The sequence below is a fragment of the Sporosarcina saromensis genome, assembly GCF_054901285.1.
This window is the reverse complement of record NZ_CM142738.1, coordinates 699,474-725,591: the sequence shown is the minus strand read 5'-3', so window position 1 is coordinate 725,591 and position 26,118 is coordinate 699,474. Positions and strand designations below refer to the sequence as shown.

Genomic DNA, 26,118 nt, shown 5'->3' with positions numbered 1-26,118 from the left:
CTGTCTAATCAATGTTCGGTATTTGCTTGTACGAGAACCTTTTTCATCTTCTTTGCAAACTCGTTTCGTGGAATCATGACACTATGTCCACAACCTTCACACTTAATACGAATGTCTGCACCCATTCGTATAATCTTCCATGCATTTGTTCCACATGGGTGCTGTTTTTTCATCTCTACTATATCATGTAAATGAAAATCTTTATTCATCATTTTTCTTCCCCCATATGTCATTATTGATTTTCAAAACTCTTCGTGACAAGCGTAGGATAAGGAATTTCTATTCCTTTTTCTTGCAAATGTTTTTTAATGCCTACACTCAAACTTCTCGCCGTATCAAAATGGCGCATTGGTTTTGTTTCAGCAATCACTCGTTCTATTACAGAATCTTCCGTAAAATCATTTGCACCAACTAATCTTGCTTTACTCAACAAGTCTGGATTATCCACACTCATCGCTTCCAAATATTCTTCAATGGCCTGTTCAACCTGTTCAACACCTTGCTCAAAGGGAATTTTCACATCAATGATTGCTAATGAATTTTTCATCGAATAATTGACAACTTGTGCGATTGTTCCATTGGGTAAGATGTAGATTTCGCCTGAAAAGCTTTTTAACTTTGTCGTCCGTAATCCAATTTCTTCAACGATTCCTTCTGCTGTACCAATTTTCACGTAATCTCCTACAGAAAATTGATCCTCAAATAATATAAAGAAACCTGAAATGACGTCTTTTACAAGACTTTGTGCACCAAATCCAACGGCAAGTCCCAATACGCCAGCACCTGCAAGAAGGCCTTTTACATCGATTGTGAATTCCTGCAAAATCGCCAGGATTGCTGAAAAATACACGACATAACTAAGTGTATTTTCCAACAACTTTAATAGCGTCCGTTCACGTCGTTCTTCTTTTCGTATCGGTCCCTTGATTTTCAACTTAAAGACCTTACGAATAATTCGTTTTCCTACATTAACAATGAGCACTGAAATGACAACGATGGCAATTATCTTTAGTGCGATGAATCCGAAATTAAACCAGGTCTCTTCATTCAATAAAAACTTTCCGAGCTTCCCCATTTCTTCTCTCGTCTGGTCTTTTACATCCTCCGTCAATCGCAAATCCTCCTTTTCGTATAAAACTTGGACGAGCCGCGTATACTGCTAAACAACCAATATATTATTCCTATTACTTTTAGAATGGAGTTTTGTCATGCACTCAGCACTTTCTACGAATTACGACTACCGCCTTCATTATAATGAAATCGGTGCTGTTTGGAAGCTAAGCTCATACTTCCTTCACCATATCCCTTTTGAACGGGAATCATTGACATTCTTTTGTATCGGAACAGACCGCTCCACAGGTGATGCGCTAGGACCTCTAACAGGCTCACATTTGTCTGAATCACTATTGTTTCCATATTCAGTCGTCGGTACACTCGAAAATCCATTACATGCGTTGAATTTACAACAACATTTAGATGATAAGTTGACTGCAGACCCTTCCACCTTCATTGTTGCGATTGATGCTTGCTTAGGTAGAAGCGATTCCATTGGTCATTTGCTTTTTCAAAACGGCCCCCTCTACCCAGGAAAAGCTGTTGGAAAAGACTTGCCACCAGTCGGCGATTTGTCCATTAAAGGTGTCGTCAACATTTCAGGCTTCATGGAACAAGCTGTCTTACAAAGTACGCGTCTTCACTTATCCTTCGAAATGAGCCGTGTTATTTCACGTGCTATCCAGCTAGCTCATGGACGCTTTAAAACAAATTATGGACAAGTGTTACAATAACCCCTACTACAAAAATGCCCGGAACTAGATTTGCTACTCGTATTTTTGTAAGGCCAATTAAATTCAAGCCAATGGCAACAATCATGAGTCCACCAGTCGCTGTCATTTCTGAGATGAAAAATTGTAATAACTCCTCAGGCACAAAACGACTGATTTGCGTTGAAAATAAGGTGATTGCGCCTTGGTAAAGCAATACTGGGACTGCAGCGAAGATTACCCCAATCCCAAGTGTTGAACTGAGAATAATTGAAGTAAAACCATCAATAATCCCCTTCATGATTAATACATCATGGTCATTCCGTAGTCCACTGTCGATTGCACCAATTATAGCCATTGACCCGACTACAAAAATTAGCGTTGCAGTAACAAAGCCTTGTGAAATTGCAGGCCCTTCTTTTTTAGGAGTGGGAAGCTTCTGCTCAATCCATTTTCCTAAACGATTCACCTTGTCATCTAAGTTCAGCCACTCACCTATTACTGCTCCAATCACAATACTAACAATTACAATTAATAACTGTGTACTTTCAAAAGTCATTTGAATTCCGATTGCGACAACTGCTAATCCAATTCCATACATGACCGTTTCTTTCATACGTTCTGGAATGTTATGTAAGACACGTCCGATTAAAGCACCTACAATTATTAAAGCAAAATTTACGATTGATCCAAATAAAACCACTGCACCACTTCCAATTACTAAAAATAATACCTATTTTGCAAGAGGAGCAAAATAGGTACATGCTTAATCATTCAACAACTCTAAAATTCTTTCAAGATCTTCTTCATTGAAAAATTCTATTTCAATTTTTCCTTTGTTTTTCGATTTCTTTATTGTTACGTTTGTACCGAAAAACTCACGTAAGTTTGTTTCTCTCTCTTCAAGGAAAATATCTTTCTTTTCTGGTTTTGTTTCACGTGGAACATCTTCGTTCAGTCGGTGCACTAAGCGCTCAAGTTGACGAACGTTTAAACCTTCCTGAATCGTCTTTTCGGCGATTAGCAAGATTTGTTCCTTTTTTCGCAAACCGAGAAGTGTGCGACCGTGCCCCATCGATAGCTTTCCTTCCATGATCATTTTTCTCACTTTGTCTGGAAGGCTCAGTAGTCGGATGTGGTTTGCAATGTGAGGGCGACTTTTCCCAAGTCGAAAAGCGAGCTGCTCTTGTGTAACATTCAAGTTATCCATTAACTTTTGATACGCCTCAGCCTCTTCAATTGGTGTTAAATCTTCACGTTGCAAGTTCTCAAGAATTGCCATTTCCATCGATTCTTCATCAGTCAATTGACGGACGACAGCGGGAATTTCCAACTGGCCAGCTAATTTAGCGGCGCGAAAACGTCTTTCCCCTACGACAATCTCAAACATCGTTCCTACTTTTCGGACGATAATGGGTTGAAGGACACCGTGTTCCTTAATGGACTCACTCAGTTCTTGAATCGCATTCTCGTCAAACAATTTTCTCGGTTGATACGGATTCACTTTTATACTTTTTAAACGAATGCTTTCAACCTTTTCAGCTTTTGTTAACGATTCTTCTGGAAATAAAGCGTTCAAACCTTTTCCAAGACCTTTAGCCATTGTGCACCACTTCCTTTGCCAGCTCTAAATATACTTCCGCGCCTCTTGATCTCGCATCATACATAATAATTGGTTCTCCATGGCTTGGCGCTTCACTCAGTCGTACATTTCGTGGAATGATCGTTCCGTACACTTTATCTTGAAAATACTTTTTCACTTCTTCAATGACTTGAATTCCTAAATTTGTCCGTGCATCAAACATTGTCAACAATACGCCATCAATCATTAAACTTTCATTTAAATGTTTCTGGACCAGACGGATTGTGCTTAACAACTGACTTAACCCTTCTAACGCATAGTACTCACATTGCACAGGTATAATGACAGCATCAGCTGCTGTTAAGGAGTTAATTGTTAACAGCCCGAGTGAAGGTGGACAATCAATGATGATGTAATCATATATATCCTTCGCATCTTGGATAGCATGTTTCATGCGAACTTCGCGAGAGATTGTGGAAACAAGTTCAATTTCCGCGCCAGCCAAAGAAATGGTTGCTGGTACAATATCGAGATTCTCCATCTTCGTATGGTGAATGACTTCTTGAATGTTCACATCATCAATCAACATATCATATATGCATTGATGTACATCACCTTTGTTGACCCCTACCCCGCTCGTAGCGTTCCCTTGTGGATCAGCGTCAATTAGTAAAACTTTTTTGCCGATATGTGCAAGGCAAGCACTTAAGTTAACAGAAGTGGTCGTCTTCCCAACTCCTCCCTTTTGATTGGCTATGGCTAAAATTTTTCCCACGCTTGCACCTGCTTTCTCACTCTTCATTCCATTTTCAATTACTATCTTTTCTCTTTACGTATACTCGAATTCCTACAGTAGAAGAAAACTTTAAAAAAATTGTATACGTAACAACCCTATACAAATTTAAACTCACGATTTTTATTCTAGTTCAATTGTTTTATAACAACTACTTATTTTCGTAGCGAAACACTACACATACTAGTTTATCAAAAAAGCGCCGTACATGGTAATGTATAGCGCAAAAAAACTCTTGCCCATAGTAAAGCAAGAGCCTTCTCGCTTAATGCTCGAGAAATAGAATAGGAATGGAATTATTTCTTTTTAGGAATTTTGACAGTAATCGTATAAAAATCATCTGTATCTTCTTCTTCAGTCTTTACGTTAATACCACTTTTTGTGACAAGCTGTAAGGACTGTCGAATCGTATTGAGTGCAATTCGTACATCTTTACTAACAGATTTCCGTTTAACCGCTTTCTTTTTCACTTTTTCTTCTTCGACAGGATTTAATGCTGCCTGAATACGTTCTTCCAATTGTTTCACATTAAGTTGCTCGTCAATGGCTTCTTGAAAAAGTTTTGACTGTAAGTCGGTATCTTTTACAGAAATAAGCGCTCTAGCATGTCTTTCTGACAATTCTTTGGAGAGGATTTTATTTTTTATTTCATCAGGTAGCTTTAACAATCGAAGTTTATTGGCAATTGTTGATTGACCCTTACCAAGTCGTTGCGCTAATGCTTCTTGAGTCAGTCCGTGTAGTTCCAATAATTTTTCATACGCATACGCTTCCTCTATCGCTGTCAATTCTTCGCGTTGTAAGTTTTCAATGAGAGCAATGGAAGCAGTTTCTTTATCATCTAGGTTACGAATAATAGCAGGTACTTCTTTCCAACCGAGCTTTTTCATTGCACGGAATCGTCGTTCACCTGCAATTATTTCGTACCCTTCTTCTGCCTTACGTATAACAATGGGTTGTATCACGCCATGCGTATGGATTGTTCTCGCTAGCTCTTCAATTTTCTCATCCGAAAAAATTGTACGAGGTTGATATTTATTAGGCTTAATTAATTCTATATCTACTTGATCGACTTTTTCTTGTGGTATTATTTCTTCCACATCTTTATTCTCGATTTCTTTATCGTTATTACCAAAAAAACGTGAAAACGTATTTTTCATCCCGGCACCACCTTTACAAAACTGCTCATCTATTCATTAGCTATTTCGTCATATCTATTATATATCCTCTTAACTACTTATTAAAGGATAGAATCTATTGAATATCATACTACCACAATAGTTTGAGATATGTTCCACGTGAAACAATTACATGATTGGTGTTTTATTAGGTATGCCCGGTTTACGCGGGTATTTCTTAGGTGTCTTTTTGGTTTTATTCAGAATAAATATATTTCTTTCACTTTCTTCCATAGGCAAGTTAAATGAATGCTTTTCAATCAGTTCTGCACCTAGCACGGTGATTGCTTTTTTCGCATCTAGTAATTCTTCTTCTGCAGCTGCACCTTTCATGGCAACAAACATGCCCCCTTCTTTAACGAGAGGTACACATAATTCCGATAGAACGGATAACCGAGCAACTGCACGTGCTGTGACAAGATCAAATTGTTCACGGTACTTACTATTCTGACCAAAATCTTCAGCTCTTGAATGAATAAAGTGGACGTTGTTTAACTGAAGCTCTTTTGCTAATTCAGTTAAAAATGTAATTCGTTTGTTTAATGAATCGACAATCGTAACAGATAAGTCCGGGAAACAAATCTTTAATGGGATACTCGGAAATCCTGCCCCTGCTCCTACATCACAAATCGATTGCTTACCATTCAAGTCTACATAAAACGCAGCCGTAATGGAATCATAGAAATGTTTTAAATAGACTGATGGTGCATCTGTAATTGCTGTTAAGTTCATCTTTTCGTTCCACTCAACTAACATATGGAAATATTTTCTAAATTGTTGAATTTGGTTCTCCGATAACTGTATTCCTTGTTCGTGTAACTTGGCTACAAATTGTTCCTCGTTCACTCGGATCCTCCTTTTAAAAAAGACTGATGCGGACTTGAACTCCACATCAGTCACTTGATGTTATCCTGATATTTTAGCAATTTTCCCTTGTTCAATATAGACAAGTAAAATGGAGATATCAGCAGGATTTACCCCTGAAATCCGTGATGCTTGTGCAATGGACAATGGTCTAACTGCTGTTAAATTCGCTTTTGCTTCTTTCGCAATGCCTGTAATTGCATGGTAGTCGATGTTTTCTGGAATGCGTTTGTTCTCCATCTTTTTCATACGTTCCACTTGCTGCATCGACTTTTCAATATAGCCTTCATACTTAATGGAAATCTCAACTTGTTCCGCCACTTCTTCAGTCACTGGCTCTTCACGTGGCACAACGCGAATGATTTGGTTGTATTTCATTTCTGGACGTTTTAACAGATCTGCAGCTTTCATCGGTTCGCGCAGCTCTGTTCCTTCTGATTCCCGAATAATTTCTTGAACAGCTTCACTCGGTTTTATCGTCACTTTACGTAGGCGTTCCACTTCTTCCTCAATTTGTTGCTTTTTAAGGAGGAATTTTTCGTAACGCTCCTCACTAATCATACCAAGACGATAGCCAATTTCCGTTAGACGGAGATCCGCGTTGTCATGACGTAATAATAAACGATACTCGGCTCTTGACGTCAACAGTCGATACGGCTCGCTCGTTCCTTTCGTCACAAGGTCATCAATTAGTACGCCGATGTATGCATCAGCACGACCCAGAATGACTTCTTCTTTACCAAGAACTTTACTTGCTGCGTTAATACCGGCCATAATGCCTTGTGCAGCAGCTTCTTCGTACCCTGATGTGCCGTTAATTTGACCAGCCGTATATAGATTTTTGATCTTTTTCGTTTCAAGCGTTGGCCACAGCTGCGCCGGTGTAACTGCATCATACTCAATAGCATATCCAGCACGAAGCATTTCTGCTTTTTCAAGTCCCGGTACACTTTCGAGTAATCTGCGTTGAACATGTTCCGGCAAGCTTGTTGAAAGACCTTGGACATAATACTCTTTTGTATTTCTACCTTCAGGTTCAAGGAAAATTTGATGACGTGATTTGTCTGCAAAACGGACGATCTTATCCTCGATTGACGGGCAGTAACTTGGCCCTTTTCCTTTAATCATCCCTGAGTACATCGGGGATAGATGAAGGTTTTCATTGATAATTTCATGCGTTGTAGGTGTTGTGTACGTTAACCAGCATGGCAATTGGTCCATGATGAATTGTGTCGTTTCGTAACTGAACGCACGTGGTTCTTCATCACCTGGTTGAATTTCGGTTTTACTGTAATCAATCGTTTTCCCGTTAATACGCGGAGGTGTACCTGTTTTAAAACGAACCATGTCTAGACCGAGTGCTTGCAAATTTTCAGCGAGCTTAATGGCTGGCATTTGGTTGTTTGGCCCACTTGAATATTTCAGATCCCCGATAATGACTTCGCCACGTAAAAACGTTCCCGTCGTAATGATGACGGATTTGGCGCGATAGATTGCACCAATTTGCGTGACGACACCTTTCACTTCATCCTCTTCAACAATCAATTCTTCCACGACACCTTGGTGAAGTTTCAAGTTTTCTTGTTCTTCGAGTACCCGTTTCATTTCTTGTTGGTAAAGGACTTTGTCTGCCTGTGCACGAAGCGCTCTGACAGCAGGTCCTTTCCCTGTATTTAACATCCGCATTTGGATGTGTGTTTTGTCGATTACTTTTGCCATCGCTCCGCCAAGTGCGTCAATTTCCCGGACGACGATCCCTTTTGCAGGACCTCCAAGTGACGGATTACATGGCATGAACGCGATCATATCTAAGTTCATCGTAAGCACCAATGTCGATGCACCCATCTTCGCTGAAGCCAATGCCGCTTCAACGCCAGCATGACCTGCTCCGATGACTATACAATCGAACGTGCCTGCTTCAAATTGTGGCATGTTCGTTCATCCTTCCTAATTTTTGAATTAACTTGCTAGTTCCGTGTCTATGTGAATGTATAGTATACCATTTAGTACGTCGTTATTTCCCGAGGCAGAATTGTGAAAACAGTTGATTGATCAAACTGTCCTGGACGGTATCGCCAACAATTTCACCGAGAAGTTCCCATGTACGCGTTACATCGATTTGGATCATATCGATTGGTACATGCGCTTCTGCAGCGGATATAGCGTCTTGGATCGTTTGATGAGCTTTGTGAAGGAGTGCGATATGACGAGCGTTTGACACATAGGTAAGATCGCCTGCTTCGAGCGTTCCTTCAAAGAAGAGCTTCGCAATGGATTCCTCCAGTTCGTCGATCCCTTGTTCCTCGAGTATCGATGTCGTGACGATTGTGCCTGTACCAGCAAGCTCACTCACTTGCTGCATCTCGATTTGTTGCGGCAAGTCGGTTTTGTTAATGACGACAATGACGTCCATCCCTGCTGTCGCTTCAAAGAGACGTTTGTCCTCTTCCGTTAGCTCTTCAGCACCATTTAACACGAGTAGTATCAAATCCGCCTCTTTCAACACTTGGCGAGATCGTTCCACACCGATTCGTTCAACAATGTCTTCCGTTTCCCGGATTCCAGCTGTATCGACAAGTCGTAAAGGAACGCCTCTTACGTTGACGTATTCCTCGATTATATCACGTGTCGTTCCTGCAATATCGGTAACAATTGCTTTATTCTCCTGAACAAGGCTGTTGAGTAAAGAGGATTTTCCAACGTTCGGTCTTCCGACAATGACTGTTGAAAGACCTTCTCGGAGAATCTTTCCTTGGGATGAAGTGCGAAGTAATTTCTCAATCTCTTCTTTCACCCAAGTCCCTTTTTCAATCATCAACGGAATGGTCACTTCTTCGACATCGTCATACTCTGGATAATCGATATTTACTTCGACTTGTGCCAACGTTTCCAGAAGAGCTTGTCGCAATTCACCAATCAACCGTGAAAGTTTCCCTTCCATTTGGTTCAACGCGACATTCATGGCGCGATCCGTTTTTGCACGAATTAAATCCATGACAGCTTCTGCTTGGGATAAATCGATGCGCCCATTTAAGAAGGCGCGCTTTGAGAACTCACCTGGTTCCGCAAGGCGAGCTCCATTTTTCAACACTAAGTTGAGGACACGGTTCACTGCCACCACACCGCCGTGACAGTTTATTTCCACCACATCTTCACGCGTGAATGTTTTAGGAGCTTTCATGAGTGAAACCATGACTTCTTCCACCACTTCACCTGAAGCTGGCTCTACCAAGTGCCCATAATGAATTGTATGTGACGGTTCTTCCACAAGTTTTTTTCCTGAGGGAGACCGAAAAATGAGATCTGCAATGCCGATAGCCTCATCTCCACTTAGTCGGACGATGGCAATAGCCCCTTCCCCCATCGGAGTCGAAATAGCAGCTATAGTATCAAAATGCACGTTCTTCACCTTCCTAACTGTAATTACCCACATGTGGATAACCCGTTTTGACATGACTATCTAACATCTTATACTACCACAAATTCACCATTTCTCCTAGCCACTAAACAAAAAAATGTGGATAACTTAACACAAAAGCGGAGGGCGCTTGCTCAGCCCCGACAAGCGCTGGAGGAATTGACAAAAGGTGCTTTTTACCTTTTGGTCAATTTCGAAGCGACTCGAGGGGCTAGCGCCCGGAGTCTGGATGACACAAAAGCGGAGGGCGCTTGCTCAGAGGTTCGCAGTCTAAATACGCGACATCCTGTCGCAACGACTGCATGACCAGCTTCCTGCTGGCCTCAGGCATAAGGCAAAGATGCGAAGTGGCGTTCTTTGCCACACAGCAGCTTGGACTTATGACCCGTGCGCCTGCCACTCGGAGTCTGGATGCTAACAAAAGCAAAGGGCGCTTGCTCAGCCCCGACAAGCGCTGGTGAAATGAATCATTTTCAAAAAAGATACGGTTCGTTAATAGAGGTTAACCATCTAAATGTATTTATTACATAGATACAGTAGATAGTAAGTCCTAAAATGGTTATTAGAATTGTGAAAGTGATTGATAGAATTGATAAAGTGAACGATAGAATTCAAAAAATGATCGATAGAAGCCACAAAAATGATCGATAGAAGCCACAAAAGTGATCGATAGAAACTGAATATGATTAATACTTTGTTGTTTTTTTAAAGACCACATTAAAACTCAAAAATATCTTTAAATATGAACATCAAAAAAACCTCCAAAACGCGATTTTCACACGTTTTGGAGGTTCTCTGCATCAATTCATCGGCTCAATGACTAAATAACGGTTTGGATCTGTGCCTTCTGAATACGTTTCGATGTCTAATCGATTGGATAATGCATTATGAATGATCTTTCTTTCATAGGATGGCATCGGTTCAAGCTTTACTTTTCTTCCATTTCGTACCGCTTGATCGGCCATTCTTTCTGCAAATTGTTCCAATGATTGCTCTCGGCGTTCTCTATAATCACCAACATCCAGTCGTACAACTTTGAATTGCTCTGAGAATTTGTTTGTAATGAGTTGCGCCAATTGCTGCAACGCATTCAAGGTTTGTCCCCTTTTTCCGATGAGGAACGCCGCTTTTTCACTTTCGAGTTGGAACGTGATGTATTTCCCGTCCTGCTCATAGTTAACGACCAGGTCATCAATGCCCATTTCATTAGCAATGGCCACTACATACGCTTTAGTTTCATGAATGGCTACTTCATCGGATACTTTTGAGGAATCTTGTACTTCAAGAACAATTTCCTCTTCAAATCGTTCTTCAATTGGTTGTTCAACTTTGAGTTGTTCAGGTTCTTCAATAGTCACTTTCTCATCGGTGTCTGTTTCGTTATTGTCCTCTACATGCGGTTCATTTACAGTGACAATGACTTCCGCATCTTTTGCTCCGAAACCAAGAAACCCTTTTTTACCGCTTTCTATTACTTCCACATTCACTTGTTCACGCGTCAAACCGAGTTCTTGCAGAGCCGCTTCTATTGCTGCGTCTACTGTCGCTCCCTTTCGCGTTATCTTGTTCATTTCTTTTTCCCTCCCGTTTTTACAGGGACCACTTCTTTTTTCTTGAAGGGTTTGTAAATGAAGATATTTTGGATGATTGAAATGATGTTACCGATAACCCAATAAAGTGCAAGTGCTGCTGGTAAGAATGTACCGAAAATAATAATCATGAAAGGCATAATGTACATCATGATTCTCATTTGTGGGTTATCCATTGCAGGGCCTGTCCGTAATACTGCAAATTGCATGAGACCTGCTACAATCGCAAGGGTAATACTTGGTGCAGCTAGTTCGAACCAAAGGAAATTTCCGATATTGATTTCTGGTGTTGCATTCATTCTGCTAATTGCGTGATATAGACCGATAATGATCGGCATCTGAATCAAAACTGGTAGACAACCGGCTGCAGGATTAATTTTCTGCTCTGTCATCAGTTTTTGCATTTCTTCACGGTACTTTTGTTGTGTAACCGCGTCTTTAGATTTGTATTTCTCTTTTAAGCCTGTAAGTAGAGGTTGCATCTCCTGCATCCGTTTTGAGCTTTGTGCCTGCTTAATCATTAACGGCAAGAGAATCAAGCGGATAATAATTGTAACGGCAATAATTCCGAAGCCATATGTCCCGAGTAATTCTTTAAATGTGACAATTAATGATACAATTGGCCAAACGATATATTTATTCCAGAAGCCTTCACTTGTTTCGTAAATAGGCTCATTGAATTCTGTACACCCGGCCAAAAATACGGATAACACGGTTAACATGAGTATTAATAAGGATTTCTTTTTCAAGTCGTTTCCCCCAAAATTTTTACTATCCAGTCCATAGATAGTTTCAGTTTATCATGAACATTTGTAACGTTCTACTTCTTACTGTGTGATCTGCTTCATTTAAATGCTTTTGCAATTTTTAACACGTGTTGCAAACTTTTTTTCGTTTCATGGAAATCCAATGTGGCCGCCTGATGTCTGGCGATAATAACATAGTCGGTATCATTTTTAATGTCGTCTTTCATTTCCAAAAAAGATTGGCGTATGTATCGTTTAATCCGATTTCGTGTTACGGCATTCCCTAGTTTCTTCCCGACAGACAACCCGATCCGGAATTGCTGTTGCTTGTCTCTTCTATAGCAATAAACAACAAATTGCCGATTTGCAACGGATTTACCTCTTTTAAATACCTTCTGAAAATCTTCGTTCTTTTTTATCCGTTGTTCCTTCTTCAATCTCCTGCACCTCCAAAATACACGTCCTTTAATCATGCCCTTTTTTCATTACTTTAACGGATTTGTTTCTACTTTAATTCGTATGAGTTTGAGTTCAGCTAACAGCTAGTTGTGACAAGAAGTTAAAAGCACAGTGCGCCCCTTCCTCTACTTCTCCTCATTAATAGGAAGTTCAAGGCCCGAATTTGCACAAAACGTAGCGTCTTTAGTCGGTCAGCGCCTGAGGCCAGCAGGAAGCTGGTCATGCAGTCGTTGCGACAGGATGTCGCGTATTTAGACTGCGAACCTCTGAGCAACCGCCACTCTCCGCTTTTGTTTCATCCAGACTCCGAGTGGCAGGCGCTCGGGTCATAAGTCCAAGCTGCTGTGTGGCAAAGAACGCCACTTCGCATCTTTGCCTTATGCCTATCGCGCCTAACCGCCACTCTCCGCTTTTGTTCTTTCGTTATATAAAAAAAAAACCACTGGGGTACAGTGGTCTTAAGCTGAAAGCACTTTTCTTCCTTTGCGACGACGAGCAGCGAGAATATTACGTCCGCTTTTTGAGCTCATTCTTGAACGGAAGCCGTGAACTTTACTACGTTTACGTTTATTTGGTTGGAATGTACGTTTCATTTTAAAGACACCTCCTGCATTGTCCCTTTACAATCTGACAGTCTTGAACAGTATAAATGCCTTTACTTATAATGTCAATCATTTTTTCACTCATACTTTTTTTCAGTTTGTATCTGTTACTTTCATTTATCGACAAAAAAATCTACGGTTCGATTGTGGAATTGGGTTATCCACAGTTTCAAATTCATCTCAGGTCATAATTTGTTTATAGAATTTTTTTCGGTATTTTTTATGCACAACCCTTATCTACACCTTTTACACATATGAAAAGCTGTGGATAACGTTTTTCTCCACAATTGTCGCTATTGTTAATAACTCATAGAATCCCTTGTGTTTGTTGTAGTTTCTTGTTACAATGTATAGGATTTTGCTGTTAATAAACATAAACCGACTTTTTCTTATCCACAATTGTTAATAGGTTGTGGATAATTTTTTCAACACTTTTGGATATTTGTTATCCACACAGCTGATTTGTGTGTATAATACATATTCCTGTGTTTTTTATTTTGTCAGTAAAGGAGGCCCACGAGTGGATCAGCTAGATAAATTATGGGACAGTGTATTGTCGAAAATTGAAAACCGTATTTCCAGACCCAGTTTTGAAACTTGGTTGAAATCGACGAAATTGCTGTCCTACGGAGATGAGAATGTTACGATTGCTGTTCCAAATTCGTTTGCGAAGGATTGGCTCGAAACACATTATGTACATTTGATAACGGGTATTCTTTCAGATTTGACCGGCGAAGATCGTTTTATACATTTTGTCGTCCCAAAAGATATGGAAGAAAGCGATTTCCCTGTGCCTAAGGCAACTGTTCAGCAAGTGGAGAAAGCTCCAGTTCAATCGGCATCAGTCATGTTAAATCCTAAATATACATTTGATACATTTGTAATAGGTTCAGGGAATCGGTTCGCCCATGCTGCATCGCTTGCAGTAGCGGAAGCGCCCGCAAAATCGTATAATCCCCTATTCATTTATGGAGGGGTAGGACTAGGTAAAACCCACCTCATGCATGCAATCGGGCATTATATTATGGAACAAGATCCGACTGCTAAAGTTGTTTATTTATCGTCGGAGAAATTTACGAATGAATTCATTAATTCCATTATGAATAACAAGGCCGGCGAATTTAGAAATCAGTATCGGAACGTGGATGTCCTATTAATAGACGATATTCAGTTCATTGCAGGAAAAGAACAGACACAAGAGGAATTTTTCCATACTTTTAATACGCTTCATGAAGAATCGAAGCAAATTATCATATCAAGTGATCGTCCACCAAAGGAGATTCCAACACTGGAAGACCGGTTGCGTTCGCGCTTTGAATGGGGATTAATAACGGATATTGCTCCACCTGATTTAGAAACACGTATCGCCATCCTTCGTAAGAAAGCGAAAGCGGATGGACTGATCGATATTTCTGATGAAGTGATGTTATACATTGCCAATCAAATTGATTCCAACATACGTGAATTAGAAGGCGCGCTTATTCGGGTCGTCGCTTACTCTTCACTCGTCAATATGGATATAACGACTGACCTAGCTGCAGAAGCATTGAAAGATATCATACCGAATTCACGTCCTAGAACTGTTACCATTTTAGACATTCAAAAAGCTGTCGGGGAGCATTATAGTGTACGTCTTGAAGACTTTACAGCAAAGAAAAGAACGCGTGCAATCGCTTTTCCTCGTCAAATTGCGATGTACCTATCGCGTGAACTGACTGATTCGTCCTTGCCTAAGATCGGGTCGGAATTTGGGGGCCGCGATCATTCAACTGTTATTCATGCGCATGAAAAAATCTCCCAACAAATGAAGGAAGATCAAAACTTGCAGCAAGATATACAAGATATTCGAAATGCATTAGGTCGCGGCTAAGTTAGTGGTCGTTGTCTGACAGCATACCTGTAAAAGACGGACAAGCCCACATGTGTATAACTATAAAAATTCGCTACAAGCTATGAACACTTTATGCACATGTGAATAGCTTTTGTAAATCTAGCATTCTCAGGCTTATCCACATTTCCACAGCCCCTATTACTATTACTATTTTTATTAATAACTAATTAATTATATAAGCGAGGGTGCAGAATGAAATTTGAAATAATGCGAGACTGGTTGCTCGAAGGATTGAATGACGTCATGAAAGCAATCAGTCAAAAAGTAGCAAACCCGATATTGACTGGGGTAAAAATCGAAGTAAATGATAAAGGATTGACAATGACCGGTAGTGATTCGGATATTACGATTTGTACGTTCATTCCTGTTGAAGAAAATGGTGAACAAATCATCCGCGTCATTGAATCAGGTTCAATCATTCTTCAAGCAAAAGTTTTTAGTGAAATTGTACGTAAACTTCCTACAAATGATGTCACGATTGAAGTTGAAAATGGTTTGCAAACACATATTCAGTCAGGTAAATCTGAATTCCACTTAATTGGTTCAAGTACAGATGACTACCCTGTGCTACCTAATGTGAAGGATGAATACCGTTTTTCCTTACCATCTGATTTGATGAAATCAATTATTCGGGAAACCGTGTTTGCTGTGTCACAACAAGAAACTCGTCCAATTCTTACGGGAGTACATTGGGAAACAATTGACGAAAAACTTGTATGCGTTGCAACAGACAGCCACCGACTTGCTCGCCGTGAAATCGTACCTGAAAACATGCCTGAAAGTGCCTTCAGTGTTGTGATTCCAGGGAAAAGTTTGCAAGAGTTGAACAAAATTTTAGAAGACAATACAGAACTTGTAGATATTGTTATCGCTGATCAGCAAGTACTGTTTAAATCTCGAAATGTCTTGTTCTACTCCAGATTATTGGAAGGTAATTATCCAGACACTTCTCGTTTGATTCCAGCTGAGCACAAAACGACTGTACATGTGAATGGCCGCCAATTGCTGCAAGCGATTGACCGAGCATCATTACTTGCTCGTGAAGAACGAAATAACATTGTCCGTTTCTCAGCTGATGGAGGAAAAATCATTGAGATCTCTTCCAATTCACCAGAAATCGGTAAAGTTGAAGAGTCGATTGAAGCAATTGATGTAAACGGCGAAGATTTAAAAATATCCTTTAGTGCAAAATATATGATGGACGCCTTAAAAGCGATTGATGCGCAAGATATCGCCATTCACTTTACAGGTGCAATGCGCCCATTCATTTTGAAATCCACTGATAGCGACTCAATTTTACAATTAATTCTTCCGGTCAGAACTTTTTAATTCAGTACAGCGGAAATACGCAGCAAGCGGCATGTAAATAATGCTCGTTTGCTGCTCTTTTTAAATTATTTACAAATAACTCCCCTAAAGCCTCAGAAGATCCAAAGTAGGTGTCCAATGAACGGATCAAAATAATCTATAACTAGAAGGACATCAGCGTTAAATATTTACTTATCCACATGTTGACAAGTCTAAAAGGTCGAATTTGTCCTGTTTTTTATCAGAATCTGAGCCCCCCTTTTACTTACTGAGCAAAGTTCGGTAAAATAGAAGGACAGACTACGAAGTGAAGGAATGAAACGAATGGAAGAGATTAGAATTGACACATCGTTCATAACGCTTGGCCAGTTGCTAAAAATGACCGACGTCATTAGCTCTGGTGGCATGGCTAAATGGTTTTTGGAAGAACATACTGTTTACTTAAATGGCGAAGAAGAGCGTCGGAGAGGTAAAAAAGTATATGACGGTGATGTTGTAAATATACCAGGATCCGGCAGGTATAAAATTGTTTCTACAGTAGACGGGCATTCAGATGTTCATTGAACGACTTGCCTTAACAGATTATCGAAATTATTCTTCTCTAACATTGAATTTTTCCCCTCAAATCAATGTCCTAATCGGTGAAAACGCCCAAGGTAAAACGAATATCATGGAAGCCATCTATGTATTGTCGATGGCAAAGTCGCATCGGACAGCAAATGATCGTGAACTTATACGCTGGGAGCAAGAGTATGGTAAAATAGAAGGGGACGTCCAACGCAAATATGGACGGTTACCGCTAGAATTGACCATTTCTAAAAAAGGCAAGAAAGCTCGCGTCAATCATTTGGAACAAAACCGTCTGAGTCTTTACATCGGTCAATTGAATGTTGTCATGTTTGCACCAGAAGATTTGAATCTTGTAAAAGGCAGTCCGCAAGTCCGTAGAAGGTTTTTAGACATGGAGATCGGCCAAATCTCTCCAGTCTACTTACATGACTTGCTTACGTTTCAAAAGATTCTTAAACAGAGAAATGCCATTTTAAAAGATAACCGCGGTAAAATGGATTTTACGGACGTCATGTTCGATATTTATACAGAACAATATATTCAAATTGCTGTTCAATTGATTCGAAAACGATTCTACTTTGTCGAACTGCTTCAAAAATGGGCAGAACCGATTCACAAAGGGATTTCGCGAGGACTTGAACAGTTAAAAGTGTCATATGGCACTTTAAAAGAGTTGGATTCTGGGCAGACTACTGAACAGATGGAAGAAATATTCAGCCAGAAATTACAGGAATCGAGACGTCGTGAATTGGATCGTGGGATGACTTTGATCGGACCGCATCGAGACGATCTCCATTTTTTTGTGAATGGCTACGATATACAGACGTATGGATCGCAAGGGCAGCAACGAACGACTGCGCTGTCCCTAAAACTTGCGGAAATCGATCTCGTAAAACAGGAAGTCGGCGAAACCCCTGTCCTTCTGTTGGACGATGTCCTATCGGAACTAGACGATTACCGTCAGTCTCATCTGTTGAACACCATGCAAGGTCAAGTACAGACATTTGTAACGACGACTAACATTGCTGGTTTAGACCACGAAGCGATACGTAACGCTAAACTGTACAACGTTTCAGCAGGACAAGTGGCAAAAGAAGAATGACGTCGGATTCACGAGTTCCAACAGCACGTCTGCACAAATGAATAAAGCTTAACGATGATTGATGTTCGGAAAGGAAAGGTGAACATTTTGGCTATGGAAGAAAAAGAATTACAGACAGCTTATGATGCGAATCAGATACAAGTTCTTGAAGGCTTAGAGGCTGTCCGTAAACGTCCGGGCATGTACATCGGTACAACGAGTTCGCGAGGGCTACACCATCTTGTATGGGAAATTGTCGATAATAGTATTGACGAAGCTTTGGCGGGTTATTGTGACCACATTGAAGTGACAATTGAAAAAGATAACTGGATTCGTGTAGATGATAATGGGCGTGGTATCCCCGTAGGCATCCAAGAATCCACAGGCCGACCGGCTGTTGAAGTAATTATGACGGTTCTTCACGCAGGTGGAAAATTCGGTGGTGGAGGTTACAAAGTTTCAGGAGGCTTGCACGGTGTAGGTGCGTCAGTCGTCAATGCCCTATCTGAATACACAGAAGTGTATGTGCGCCGCGATGAAAAAGTTCATGCCATCTCATTTGAGCGAGGTGTCGTGACGAAAGAGCTTGAAGTGATCGGAGAAACTGACGAGACAGGAACACGTATCCGTTTTAAAGCTGACCCTGAAATCTTTTTGGAGACAACGGTCTATGAATATGAGATTTTAGCCCATCGCTTACGAGAGCTTGCTTATTTGAATAGAGGATTACGCATTTCGATTACGGATGAACGTGAAGAAGAAAAGCGTGTTGACACTTTCCATTACGAAGGCGGCATTAAATCTTACGTTGAGCATTTGAATAAAAACAAAGAACCGATTCATGAAGATCCGATTTTCATAGAAGGTGAAAAAGATGGGATTTCCATTGAAATTGCGATGCAATATAACAGCGGATTTGCAGAAAATCTGTTTTCATTCGCCAATAACATCAATACGTATGAGGGCGGTACACATGAATCAGGCTTTAAGACTGCATTAACGCGCGTCGTGAACGACTATGCAAGGAAAAATGGAATAATAAAAGAATCCGATCCGAACTTGTCGGGTGACGATGTCCGTGAAGGGTTAACTGCAATTATTTCCGTCAAACACCCTGATCCACAATTCGAGGGGCAAACGAAGACGAAGTTAGGAAACTCAGAAGTCAGTACGATTACAAATGCTTTATTCTCAGAAGGATTCCAACGTTTCCTACTCGAGAATCCAATTACTGCACGATTAGTCGTCGATAAAAGTCTTATGGCAGCACGTGCACGAATCGCAGCAAAGAATGCGAGAGAATTGACTCGTCGTAAATCCGCTTTGGAAGTTTCAAGTCTACCTGGTAAATTATCGGATTGTTCATCTCGCGATCCAAAGATTAGCGAGTTGTATATCGTTGAGGGTGACTCGGCAGGCGGTTCAGCAAAGAGTGGTCGTGATCGTCATTTCCAAGCGATCCTGCCGTTACGCGGAAAAATCTTGAACGTAGAGAAAGCCAGATTGGACCGTATTCTTGGAAATGCTGAAATTCGAATGATGATTACAGCACTTGGAACAGGTATTGGCGGCGAATTCGACTTGTCGAAAGCCCGTTACCATAAAATCGTCATTATGACCGATGCGGATGTCGATGGAGCCCATATTCGGACGTTACTGTTGACATTCTTCTTCCGCTTCATGCGTCCATTGATTGAAGCAGGATATGTGTATATTGCTCAACCACCACTTTATCGTGTGAAGCAAGGGAAGCATGAGGAGTACTGCTTCGATGAAGAAGAATTGCAAGCGATTTTAGCGCGTCTGTCTACAACGCCAAAACCGGTTATTACACGTTATAAAGGTCTTGGTGAAATGGATGCCACTCAATTATGGGAAACAACAATGGATCCTGAACAACGTACGCTCCTTCAAGTGCAACTCGAAGATGCATTGGATGCAGATACGACTTTTGAGCAATTGATGGGCGATGAAGTGGAGCCAAGACGTAAGTTCATTGAAGAAAATGCGATGTATGTAAAGAACTTGGATGCGTAATCCGTTTTCATAGAGCAGTAAGGGAAATCATCCAACAAGGTAAACCCCTGTTGGACGATTTTTCGGTAAGAAGTAGAACAAACACGAGCACATGGACCTGCCAACAAACAGGGGCATTGTTCAGTTGACAGGCTGTGCAAGAAAAGCGCCTGAGTTGAAAGGAGTTTGACAAAATGGCAGATATGCCTAAACGCGGTGTCCAAGGAATAAACATCAGTACGGAGATGAAAACATCCTTTCTCGACTATGCAATGAGTGTTATCGTCTCTAGAGCCTTACCTGACGTGAGGGATGGATTGAAACCCGTTCACCGTCGTATCCTCTACGCAATGCAAGATCTAGGAAATACTGCAGACAAACCACATAAGAAATCAGCACGTATCGTGGGTGACGTTATCGGTAAGTATCATCCACATGGTGACAGTGCCGTTTACGACACGATGGTCCGGATGGCTCAAGACTTCAACTATCGTTACATGTTGGTAGATGGCCATGGGAATTTCGGTTCCGTTGATGGTGACGCGGCGGCAGCAATGCGTTATACGGAATCTCGGATGTCTCGCATCGCGATGGAATTGCTTCGTGATATTAATAAAGACACGATTGACTACCAAGACAACTATGACGGACAAGAAAGAGAACCGATTGTGTTACCGAGCCGGTTCCCGAACTTACTCGTTAACGGAACGTCTGGAATTGCTGTCGGAATGGCAACGAATATTCCACCACATCATATTGGAGAAACAATTGATGGTGTATTAGCGATGGCAGATAATCCCGCAATTACGACTGAAGAATTGATGGAAATCATTCCAGGACCGGACTTCCCAACTGGAGGAATCATTCTTGGAAGAAGCGGAATTCGTAGAGCCTATGAAACGGGTCGCGGTTCCATAGTTATCCGTGGGAAGATCGAAATTGAGCAGCAATCAAACGGTAAAGAAACAATCATCGTCACAGAGTTGCCTTATCAGGTGAACAAAGCGCGTTTGATTGAAAAAATTGCTGAATTGGTTCGCGATAAAAAAATCGAAGGCATTACCCATTTAGCGGATGAATCGGATCGTACAGGTATGCGGATTGTCATCGAAGTGCGTAGAGATGCGAATGTCCATGTATTATTGAACAATTTGTACAAACATACGGCTCTCCAATCAAGCTTCGGGATCAATATGCTGGCACTCGTTGAAGGACAGCCGAAAATATTAGCATTGAAAGAAATTTTACATCATTACTTAGAACATCAAAAAGTAGTTATCCGTAGAAGAACGCAGTATGAGTTGAACAAAGCAGAAGATCGTGCGCACATTTTAGAAGGTTTGCGGATTGCGCTCGATCATATCGATGAAATTATTGCATTAATTCGTGGATCCAAAACTACAGATGAAGCAAAAACCGGTTTGATGGAACGCTTTAACTTGTCAGAACGTCAATCTCAAGCAATTTTGGACATGCGTTTACAACGATTGACTGGTTTGGAACGCGACAAAATCGAAAATGAATACCAAGAGCTATTAGTACTCATTTCCGAATTACGTGCAATTCTTGCGGATGATCAAAAAGTCGTCGATATTATTCGTGAAGAACTTCTAGAAGTGAAACACCGTTTCGCGGATGATCGCAGAACAGAAATCACGATGGGTGGCGCAGAAATGCTCGAGGATGAAGACCTCATTCCTGTAGAGAACTCTGTGTTGACGTTAACGCATAATGGCTACATTAAGCGCCTACCTGCCAATACGTATCGGAGCCAACGTCGTGGCGGTCGTGGTATTCAAGGAATGGGGACAAATGATGATGATTTTGTTGAGCATTTGTTGAACACCTCCACTCATGACACGATCCTCTTCTTTACGAGTAGAGGGAGAGTGTTCCGGAAAAAAGGATACGAAGTGCCTGAATTCAGCCGTACGGCAAAAGGACTGCCAATCATTAATCTTCTAGACTTCGACAAGGATGAAAAAGTTACAGCTATGATTCCTGTCGAGAAGTTTGAAGCGGATAAATACTTGTTCTTTGCTACACGTGAGGGTGTTGTGAAAAGAACGTCTGTAGCCGATTTCGCAAATATCCGTTCAAACGGTTTAATTGCCTTAACGTTACGCGACCAGGATGAATTGATTGGCGTTAAAATGACAAACGGCGATCAAAACATTGCCATCGGTACAAGAGACGGCATGCTCATCAAGTTTGACGAACGTGATATCCGTTGCATGGGTCGTACTGCAAGTGGTGTGCGTGGTATCCGTTTACGTGAAGGTGACGTGGCGGTCGGCATGGATACTGTTGCAGAAGGTGATGAAATTCTTGTCGTTACGGAAAAAGGTTTTGGAAAGCGTACGCCTGAAGAGGAGTACCGTATCCAGTCCCGTGGAGGATATGGCCTAAAAACCTTGAATGTCACCGATCGAAACGGTCCATTGGTAGCCATGAAAACAGTAGATGGTACAGAAGATCTGATGCTAATTACGATTCACGGTATTCTCATCCGTATGGACATTGAAGACATCTCTTCCATTGGTCGTAGCACACAAGGTGTTCGTCTAATCCGTCTTGGTGAAGATGAGCACGTAGCAACTGTAGCGAAAGTGGAAAAAGAGCAAGAAGAGTCTTCTGATAGCGAAGATCATGGAGACACAGAAACTGAGGAACAATCAGTGGAAGTAGAAAGCAGCAGTGAAGTGGAAGAAAGCCACGACGAAGAATAAAAAATATGCTGTGAATGCTTGTCTGTTAACAGACTAAGTAGCATGGTATTCCAAAAGTAAAACCGTGTGAAATCTCCGTAATTTGATTTCACACGGTTTTTTTATTTGATTTGATCATGATGTGGGCAAGTGTAGGAAGTTGAAATTACATAAAACGCACAGTAAAGTGTGAATTACTTTAATGCAGCGGACGATGCCGCAAGGAGTCATTGGGGTATCAAGAAGTGTGTTAGCTGCACATAGGCCTACCGGAAGCTGACAACCGATGAAATGCAATTAAATTTGCACATTGGTTAAAAAAGACATCTCCAGATCATTTTCATATTTTTCTATCGTTTAATTTTATAAATTGGAGTATGATAGTTCTTAAGAGATATGGGGAAGCGGTGAGACTTTAGAAATGGAAATACTGAAGAATAGTAGTGACTTACGTGCTGGAATCTTGCTAAAAGAAGATGTCTATTCAAAAACGAAGTATCCAATCATGCGCAAAGATACAGAGTTGACGTTAGAACATATTGAAGTCCTTCGAGTTTTTGGTATAAAGAAAGTGTTAGTGGAAGAACGCGTCACCAAAAAAGAAGACGAATCGCTAGCATCTACAATGTCCACACAAGAATTGATGAACGATCTTCCGATGAGTATGTATGTGCTACGTAAACAATATAACGAAACAGTCCGAGACTATAAAAAAGAATTTTTCTATTGGAGAGCTGGTCAAAAACCTGACATAGTAAAAGTGAGAGCGTTCACCTTACCTTTAATCGAAAATTTTGTTAAGCAAAAAAAGATGTTAGCTTTATTAAATGAGTTTTCTAATCCGGATGAATATATTTATCACCACTCAGTGGCGGTTGGTATTTTGTCAGCAGCGATTAGTAAACAAATGGGGTATGAAAAGGGGGATATGTTGCAACTAGCAATTGCAGCGACACTTGCGGATTGCGGCATGTCTAAAATTAGTCCTTCTATTTTAAAGAAAACAGCCTTCCTTACAAGAGAAGAATATAGCGAAGTGAAGAAACATACATTGTTCAGTTTAAAAATGGTACAAGAATCCCCGCTACTTCGTCAGGAGATGAAAATAGCCATACTTCAACATCACGAACGATTGGATGGCAGCGGTTATCCAAGAGGCGATAAGTTAGGGGCAGTCTCGCTATTCTCTCAAATTATAGCCGTTGCAGACGTATATCACGCAATGACGTCAGAAAGACTTTATCGGCCAAAACATTCTCCTTTTAAAGTAATTGAAATGATAAAAGAAGAAGAGTTTGGCAAGTTTGACCTTAAAGTAGTAGAGGCTCTTCAGAAACTAGTTGGCGATTTATCAATTGGCACACGTGTAAAGTTGACGGATGGTGAGTTAGGTGAAGTGATGTTCCTCCACCGAGATGCACCCCTCCGACCGATGATTAAAAAAGAAGCAGATGGTTCCATTATTGATTTAACAACACATCGGCACTTGGCGATTGCTAAGATTATTGAGTGAACAGATGGAATGGGTTTGAAATCTACTTTCCATTGGTCTGATATGGAGAGTAGGTTTCAAAAGTTGTTGGTAATAAAAAGCGGAGGATAGTGGATAAATGCTTTCTTTTCTAGGTTTTATATAAAACAAGATATTTATTGAAGAAAAGTATTGCACTGATAATGATATGGTGATATAGTAGATAACGTTGCACTTCCGATAAACGAAAACGACTTGAAAACAGGTTGAAAAACTTTTTTGAAAAAGTTGTTGACATCGAAATGAGCAACATGGTATTATATAAAAGTTGCTTCTGAACGAAGCGGCTGAACATGAACCTTGAAAACTGAACAGCAAAACGTCAACAAATAAAGTTCTGAAGCCGACTTGTCGGTGAACGAACAACTCGAATCTTTGGATTCAAAATTGACATCTTAAATGATGCCAGCAAGAAATGAGCTATTCATTTTCTTCTTTTATGGAGAGTTTGATCCTGGCTCAGGACGAACGCTGGCGGCGTGCCTAATACATGCAAGTCGAGCGGATTGAAGGGAGCTTGCTCCCTGATATTAGCGGCGGACGGGTGAGTAACACGTGGGCAACCTGCCCTGCAGATGGGGATAACTCCGGGAAACCGGGGCTAATACCGAATAATCGGTTCTTCCGCATGGAAGAACTCTGAAAGACGGTTTCGGCTGTCACTGCAGGATGGGCCCGCGGCGCATTAGCTAGTTGGTGGGGTAACGGCCTACCAAGGCGACGATGCGTAGCCGACCTGAGAGGGTGATCGGCCACACTGGGACTGAGACACGGCCCAGACTCCTACGGGAGGCAGCAGTAGGGAATCTTCCACAATGGACGAAAGTCTGATGGAGCAACGCCGCGTGAGCGAAGAAGGTTTTCGGATCGTAAAGCTCTGTTGCGAGGGAAGAACAAGTACGAGAGTAACTGCTCGTACCTTGACGGTACCTCGTTAGAAAGCCACGGCTAACTACGTGCCAGCAGCCGCGGTAATACGTAGGTGGCAAGCGTTGTCCGGAATTATTGGGCGTAAAGCGCGCGCAGGCGGTCCTTTAAGTCTGATGTGAAAGCCCACGGCTCAACCGTGGAGGGTCATTGGAAACTGGAGGACTTGAGTACAGAAGAGGAAAGCGGAATTCCACGTGTAGCGGTGAAATGCGTAGAGATGTGGAGGAACACCAGTGGCGAAGGCGGCTTTCTGGTCTGTAACTGACGCTGAGGCGCGAAAGCGTGGGGAGCAAACAGGATTAGATACCCTGGTAGTCCACGCCGTAAACGATGAGTGCTAAGTGTTAGGGGGTTTCCGCCCCTTAGTGCTGCAGCTAACGCATTAAGCACTCCGCCTGGGGAGTACGGCCGCAAGGCTGAAACTCAAAGGAATTGACGGGGACCCGCACAAGCGGTGGAGCATGTGGTTTAATTCGAAGCAACGCGAAGAACCTTACCAGGTCTTGACATCCCAGTGACCGATATGGAGACATATCTTTCCCTTCGGGGACAATGGTGACAGGTGGTGCATGGTTGTCGTCAGCTCGTGTCGTGAGATGTTGGGTTAAGTCCCGCAACGAGCGCAACCCTTGATCTTAGTTGCCATCATTTAGTTGGGCACTCTAAGGTGACTGCCGGTGACAAACCGGAGGAAGGTGGGGATGACGTCAAATCATCATGCCCCTTATGACCTGGGCTACACACGTGCTACAATGGACGGTACAAAGGGCTGCAAACCCGCGAGGGCAAGCCAATCCCATAAAACCGTTCCCAGTTCGGATTGCAGGCTGCAACTCGCCTGCATGAAGCCGGAATCGCTAGTAATCGTGGATCAGCATGCCACGGTGAATACGTTCCCGGGTCTTGTACACACCGCCCGTCACACCACGAGAGTTTGTAACACCCGAAGTCGGTGGGGTAACCCTTACGGGAGCCAGCCGCCGAAGGTGGGACAGATGATTGGGGTGAAGTCGTAACAAGGTAGCCGTATCGGAAGGTGCGGCTGGATCACCTCCTTTCTAAGGATAATTACGGAATATGGATCTTAGA

General features: G+C 41.6%; 21 protein-coding genes and 1 rRNA gene. 9 read left to right on the top strand and 13 right to left on the bottom strand.

What is annotated here, in order from left to right; translation table 11 throughout:
• Positions 1-8: 8 nt before the first annotated feature.
• Both ACVHUV_RS03480 and ACVHUV_RS03475 read right to left on the bottom strand, forming a co-directional pair.
• Positions 9-212, bottom strand: coding sequence for a DUF951 domain-containing protein (locus ACVHUV_RS03480; RefSeq protein WP_462086124.1), 204 nt, complete (start codon positions 210-212; stop codon positions 9-11).
• A 20-nt stretch (positions 213-232) separates the two neighbouring features.
• A complete protein-coding gene (locus ACVHUV_RS03475) occupies positions 233-1,111 on the bottom strand; it encodes a mechanosensitive ion channel family protein (protein WP_462086123.1) in 879 nt (292 codons plus the stop codon).
• Positions 1,112-1,208: 97 nt separating this feature from the next.
• Here ACVHUV_RS03475 and yyaC point away from each other — a divergent pair, with 97 nt between their 5' ends.
• Entirely contained in the window at positions 1,209-1,787 is a 579-nt protein-coding gene (gene yyaC / locus ACVHUV_RS03470; protein WP_317945301.1) for a spore protease YyaC, read from the top strand.
• Here the strand turns inward: yyaC and ACVHUV_RS03465 are convergent.
• The 11 genes from ACVHUV_RS03465 to rpmH all read right to left on the bottom strand — a co-directional run bounded on the left by ACVHUV_RS03465 (position 1,756) and on the right by rpmH (position 12,985).
• Positions 1,756-2,466: a DUF554 domain-containing protein gene (locus tag ACVHUV_RS03465; protein WP_371390773.1), complete on the bottom strand. Its 711-nt coding sequence runs from the start codon at positions 2,464-2,466 to the stop codon at positions 1,756-1,758. The two genes, yyaC and ACVHUV_RS03465, sit on opposite strands and share 32 nt — an antisense overlap.
• 63 nt (positions 2,467-2,529) lie before the next feature.
• Positions 2,530-3,366 carry a ParB/RepB/Spo0J family partition protein gene (locus ACVHUV_RS03460; RefSeq protein WP_317945305.1) on the bottom strand — a complete coding sequence of 279 codons (837 nt, stop codon included), beginning with the start codon at positions 3,364-3,366 and terminating at the stop codon, positions 2,530-2,532.
• Positions 3,359-4,120, bottom strand: coding sequence for a ParA family protein (locus tag ACVHUV_RS03455; protein WP_317945306.1), 762 nt, complete (start codon positions 4,118-4,120; stop codon positions 3,359-3,361). The genes ACVHUV_RS03460 and ACVHUV_RS03455 overlap by 8 nt, the downstream gene beginning before the upstream one ends.
• Before the next feature lie 314 nt (positions 4,121-4,434).
• Complete coding sequence (noc, locus tag ACVHUV_RS03450; RefSeq protein WP_371390774.1) at positions 4,435-5,298, bottom strand: nucleoid occlusion protein; 864 nt, start codon at positions 5,296-5,298, stop codon at positions 4,435-4,437.
• Positions 5,299-5,445: 147 nt separating this feature from the next.
• A complete protein-coding gene (rsmG, locus tag ACVHUV_RS03445) occupies positions 5,446-6,162 on the bottom strand; it encodes a 16S rRNA (guanine(527)-N(7))-methyltransferase RsmG (RefSeq protein WP_317945310.1) in 717 nt (238 codons plus the stop codon).
• 60 nt (positions 6,163-6,222) lie between these two features.
• Positions 6,223-8,112 (bottom strand): tRNA uridine-5-carboxymethylaminomethyl(34) synthesis enzyme MnmG, encoded by a 1,890-nt coding sequence (gene mnmG / locus ACVHUV_RS03440; protein ID WP_462086122.1) that lies wholly within the window; start codon positions 8,110-8,112, stop codon positions 6,223-6,225.
• 82 nt (positions 8,113-8,194) lie between these two features.
• Positions 8,195-9,580 (bottom strand): tRNA uridine-5-carboxymethylaminomethyl(34) synthesis GTPase MnmE, encoded by a 1,386-nt coding sequence (gene mnmE / locus ACVHUV_RS03435; protein WP_462086121.1) that lies wholly within the window; start codon positions 9,578-9,580, stop codon positions 8,195-8,197.
• A gap of 818 nt (positions 9,581-10,398) precedes the next feature.
• Entirely contained in the window at positions 10,399-11,169 is a 771-nt protein-coding gene (gene jag / locus ACVHUV_RS03430) for an RNA-binding cell elongation regulator Jag/EloR (RefSeq protein ID WP_462086120.1), read from the bottom strand.
• Positions 11,166-11,936, bottom strand: a complete 771-nt coding sequence (gene yidC, locus ACVHUV_RS03425; protein ID WP_317945318.1) for a membrane protein insertase YidC — start codon at positions 11,934-11,936, stop codon at positions 11,166-11,168. The genes jag and yidC overlap by 4 nt, the downstream gene beginning before the upstream one ends.
• 95 nt (positions 11,937-12,031) lie before the next feature.
• The gene (gene rnpA / locus ACVHUV_RS03420) at positions 12,032-12,370 is read right to left on the bottom strand and encodes a ribonuclease P protein component (protein WP_462086119.1); all 339 of its coding nucleotides are present in this window, start codon (positions 12,368-12,370) and stop codon (positions 12,032-12,034) included.
• Positions 12,371-12,850: 480 nt separating this feature from the next.
• The gene (gene rpmH / locus ACVHUV_RS03415) at positions 12,851-12,985 is read right to left on the bottom strand and encodes a 50S ribosomal protein L34 (RefSeq protein ID WP_317945322.1); all 135 of its coding nucleotides are present in this window, start codon (positions 12,983-12,985) and stop codon (positions 12,851-12,853) included.
• A gap of 529 nt (positions 12,986-13,514) precedes the next feature.
• Between rpmH and dnaA the strand changes: the two genes are divergently transcribed.
• The 8 genes from dnaA (at position 13,515) to ACVHUV_RS03375 (ending at position 26,087) form a co-directional block, all read left to right on the top strand.
• A complete protein-coding gene (gene dnaA, locus ACVHUV_RS03410) occupies positions 13,515-14,864 on the top strand; it encodes a chromosomal replication initiator protein DnaA (RefSeq protein WP_317945324.1) in 1,350 nt (449 codons plus the stop codon).
• Between the two features lie 213 nt (positions 14,865-15,077).
• Positions 15,078-16,214, top strand: coding sequence for a DNA polymerase III subunit beta (dnaN, locus tag ACVHUV_RS03405; RefSeq protein ID WP_317945326.1), 1,137 nt, complete (start codon positions 15,078-15,080; stop codon positions 16,212-16,214).
• 303 nt (positions 16,215-16,517) lie between these two features.
• On the top strand, positions 16,518-16,757 hold the full coding sequence (gene yaaA, locus ACVHUV_RS03400; RefSeq protein ID WP_317945328.1) for a S4 domain-containing protein YaaA: 240 nt from the start codon (positions 16,518-16,520) through the stop codon (positions 16,755-16,757).
• Complete coding sequence (gene recF / locus ACVHUV_RS03395) at positions 16,747-17,865, top strand: DNA replication/repair protein RecF (RefSeq protein ID WP_317945330.1); 1,119 nt, start codon at positions 16,747-16,749, stop codon at positions 17,863-17,865. The genes yaaA and recF overlap by 11 nt, the downstream gene beginning before the upstream one ends.
• Before the next feature lie 93 nt (positions 17,866-17,958).
• Positions 17,959-19,881, top strand: a complete 1,923-nt coding sequence (gene gyrB / locus ACVHUV_RS03390; protein WP_371390789.1) for a DNA topoisomerase (ATP-hydrolyzing) subunit B — start codon at positions 17,959-17,961, stop codon at positions 19,879-19,881.
• A gap of 173 nt (positions 19,882-20,054) precedes the next feature.
• Complete coding sequence (gyrA, locus tag ACVHUV_RS03385; RefSeq protein ID WP_462086118.1) at positions 20,055-22,589, top strand: DNA gyrase subunit A; 2,535 nt, start codon at positions 20,055-20,057, stop codon at positions 22,587-22,589.
• A gap of 400 nt (positions 22,590-22,989) precedes the next feature.
• Positions 22,990-24,081: an HD-GYP domain-containing protein gene (locus ACVHUV_RS03380; RefSeq protein WP_462086117.1), complete on the top strand. Its 1,092-nt coding sequence runs from the start codon at positions 22,990-22,992 to the stop codon at positions 24,079-24,081.
• Between the two features lie 454 nt (positions 24,082-24,535).
• Positions 24,536-26,087, top strand: a 16S ribosomal RNA gene (locus tag ACVHUV_RS03375).
• Positions 26,088-26,118 lie beyond the last annotated feature (31 nt).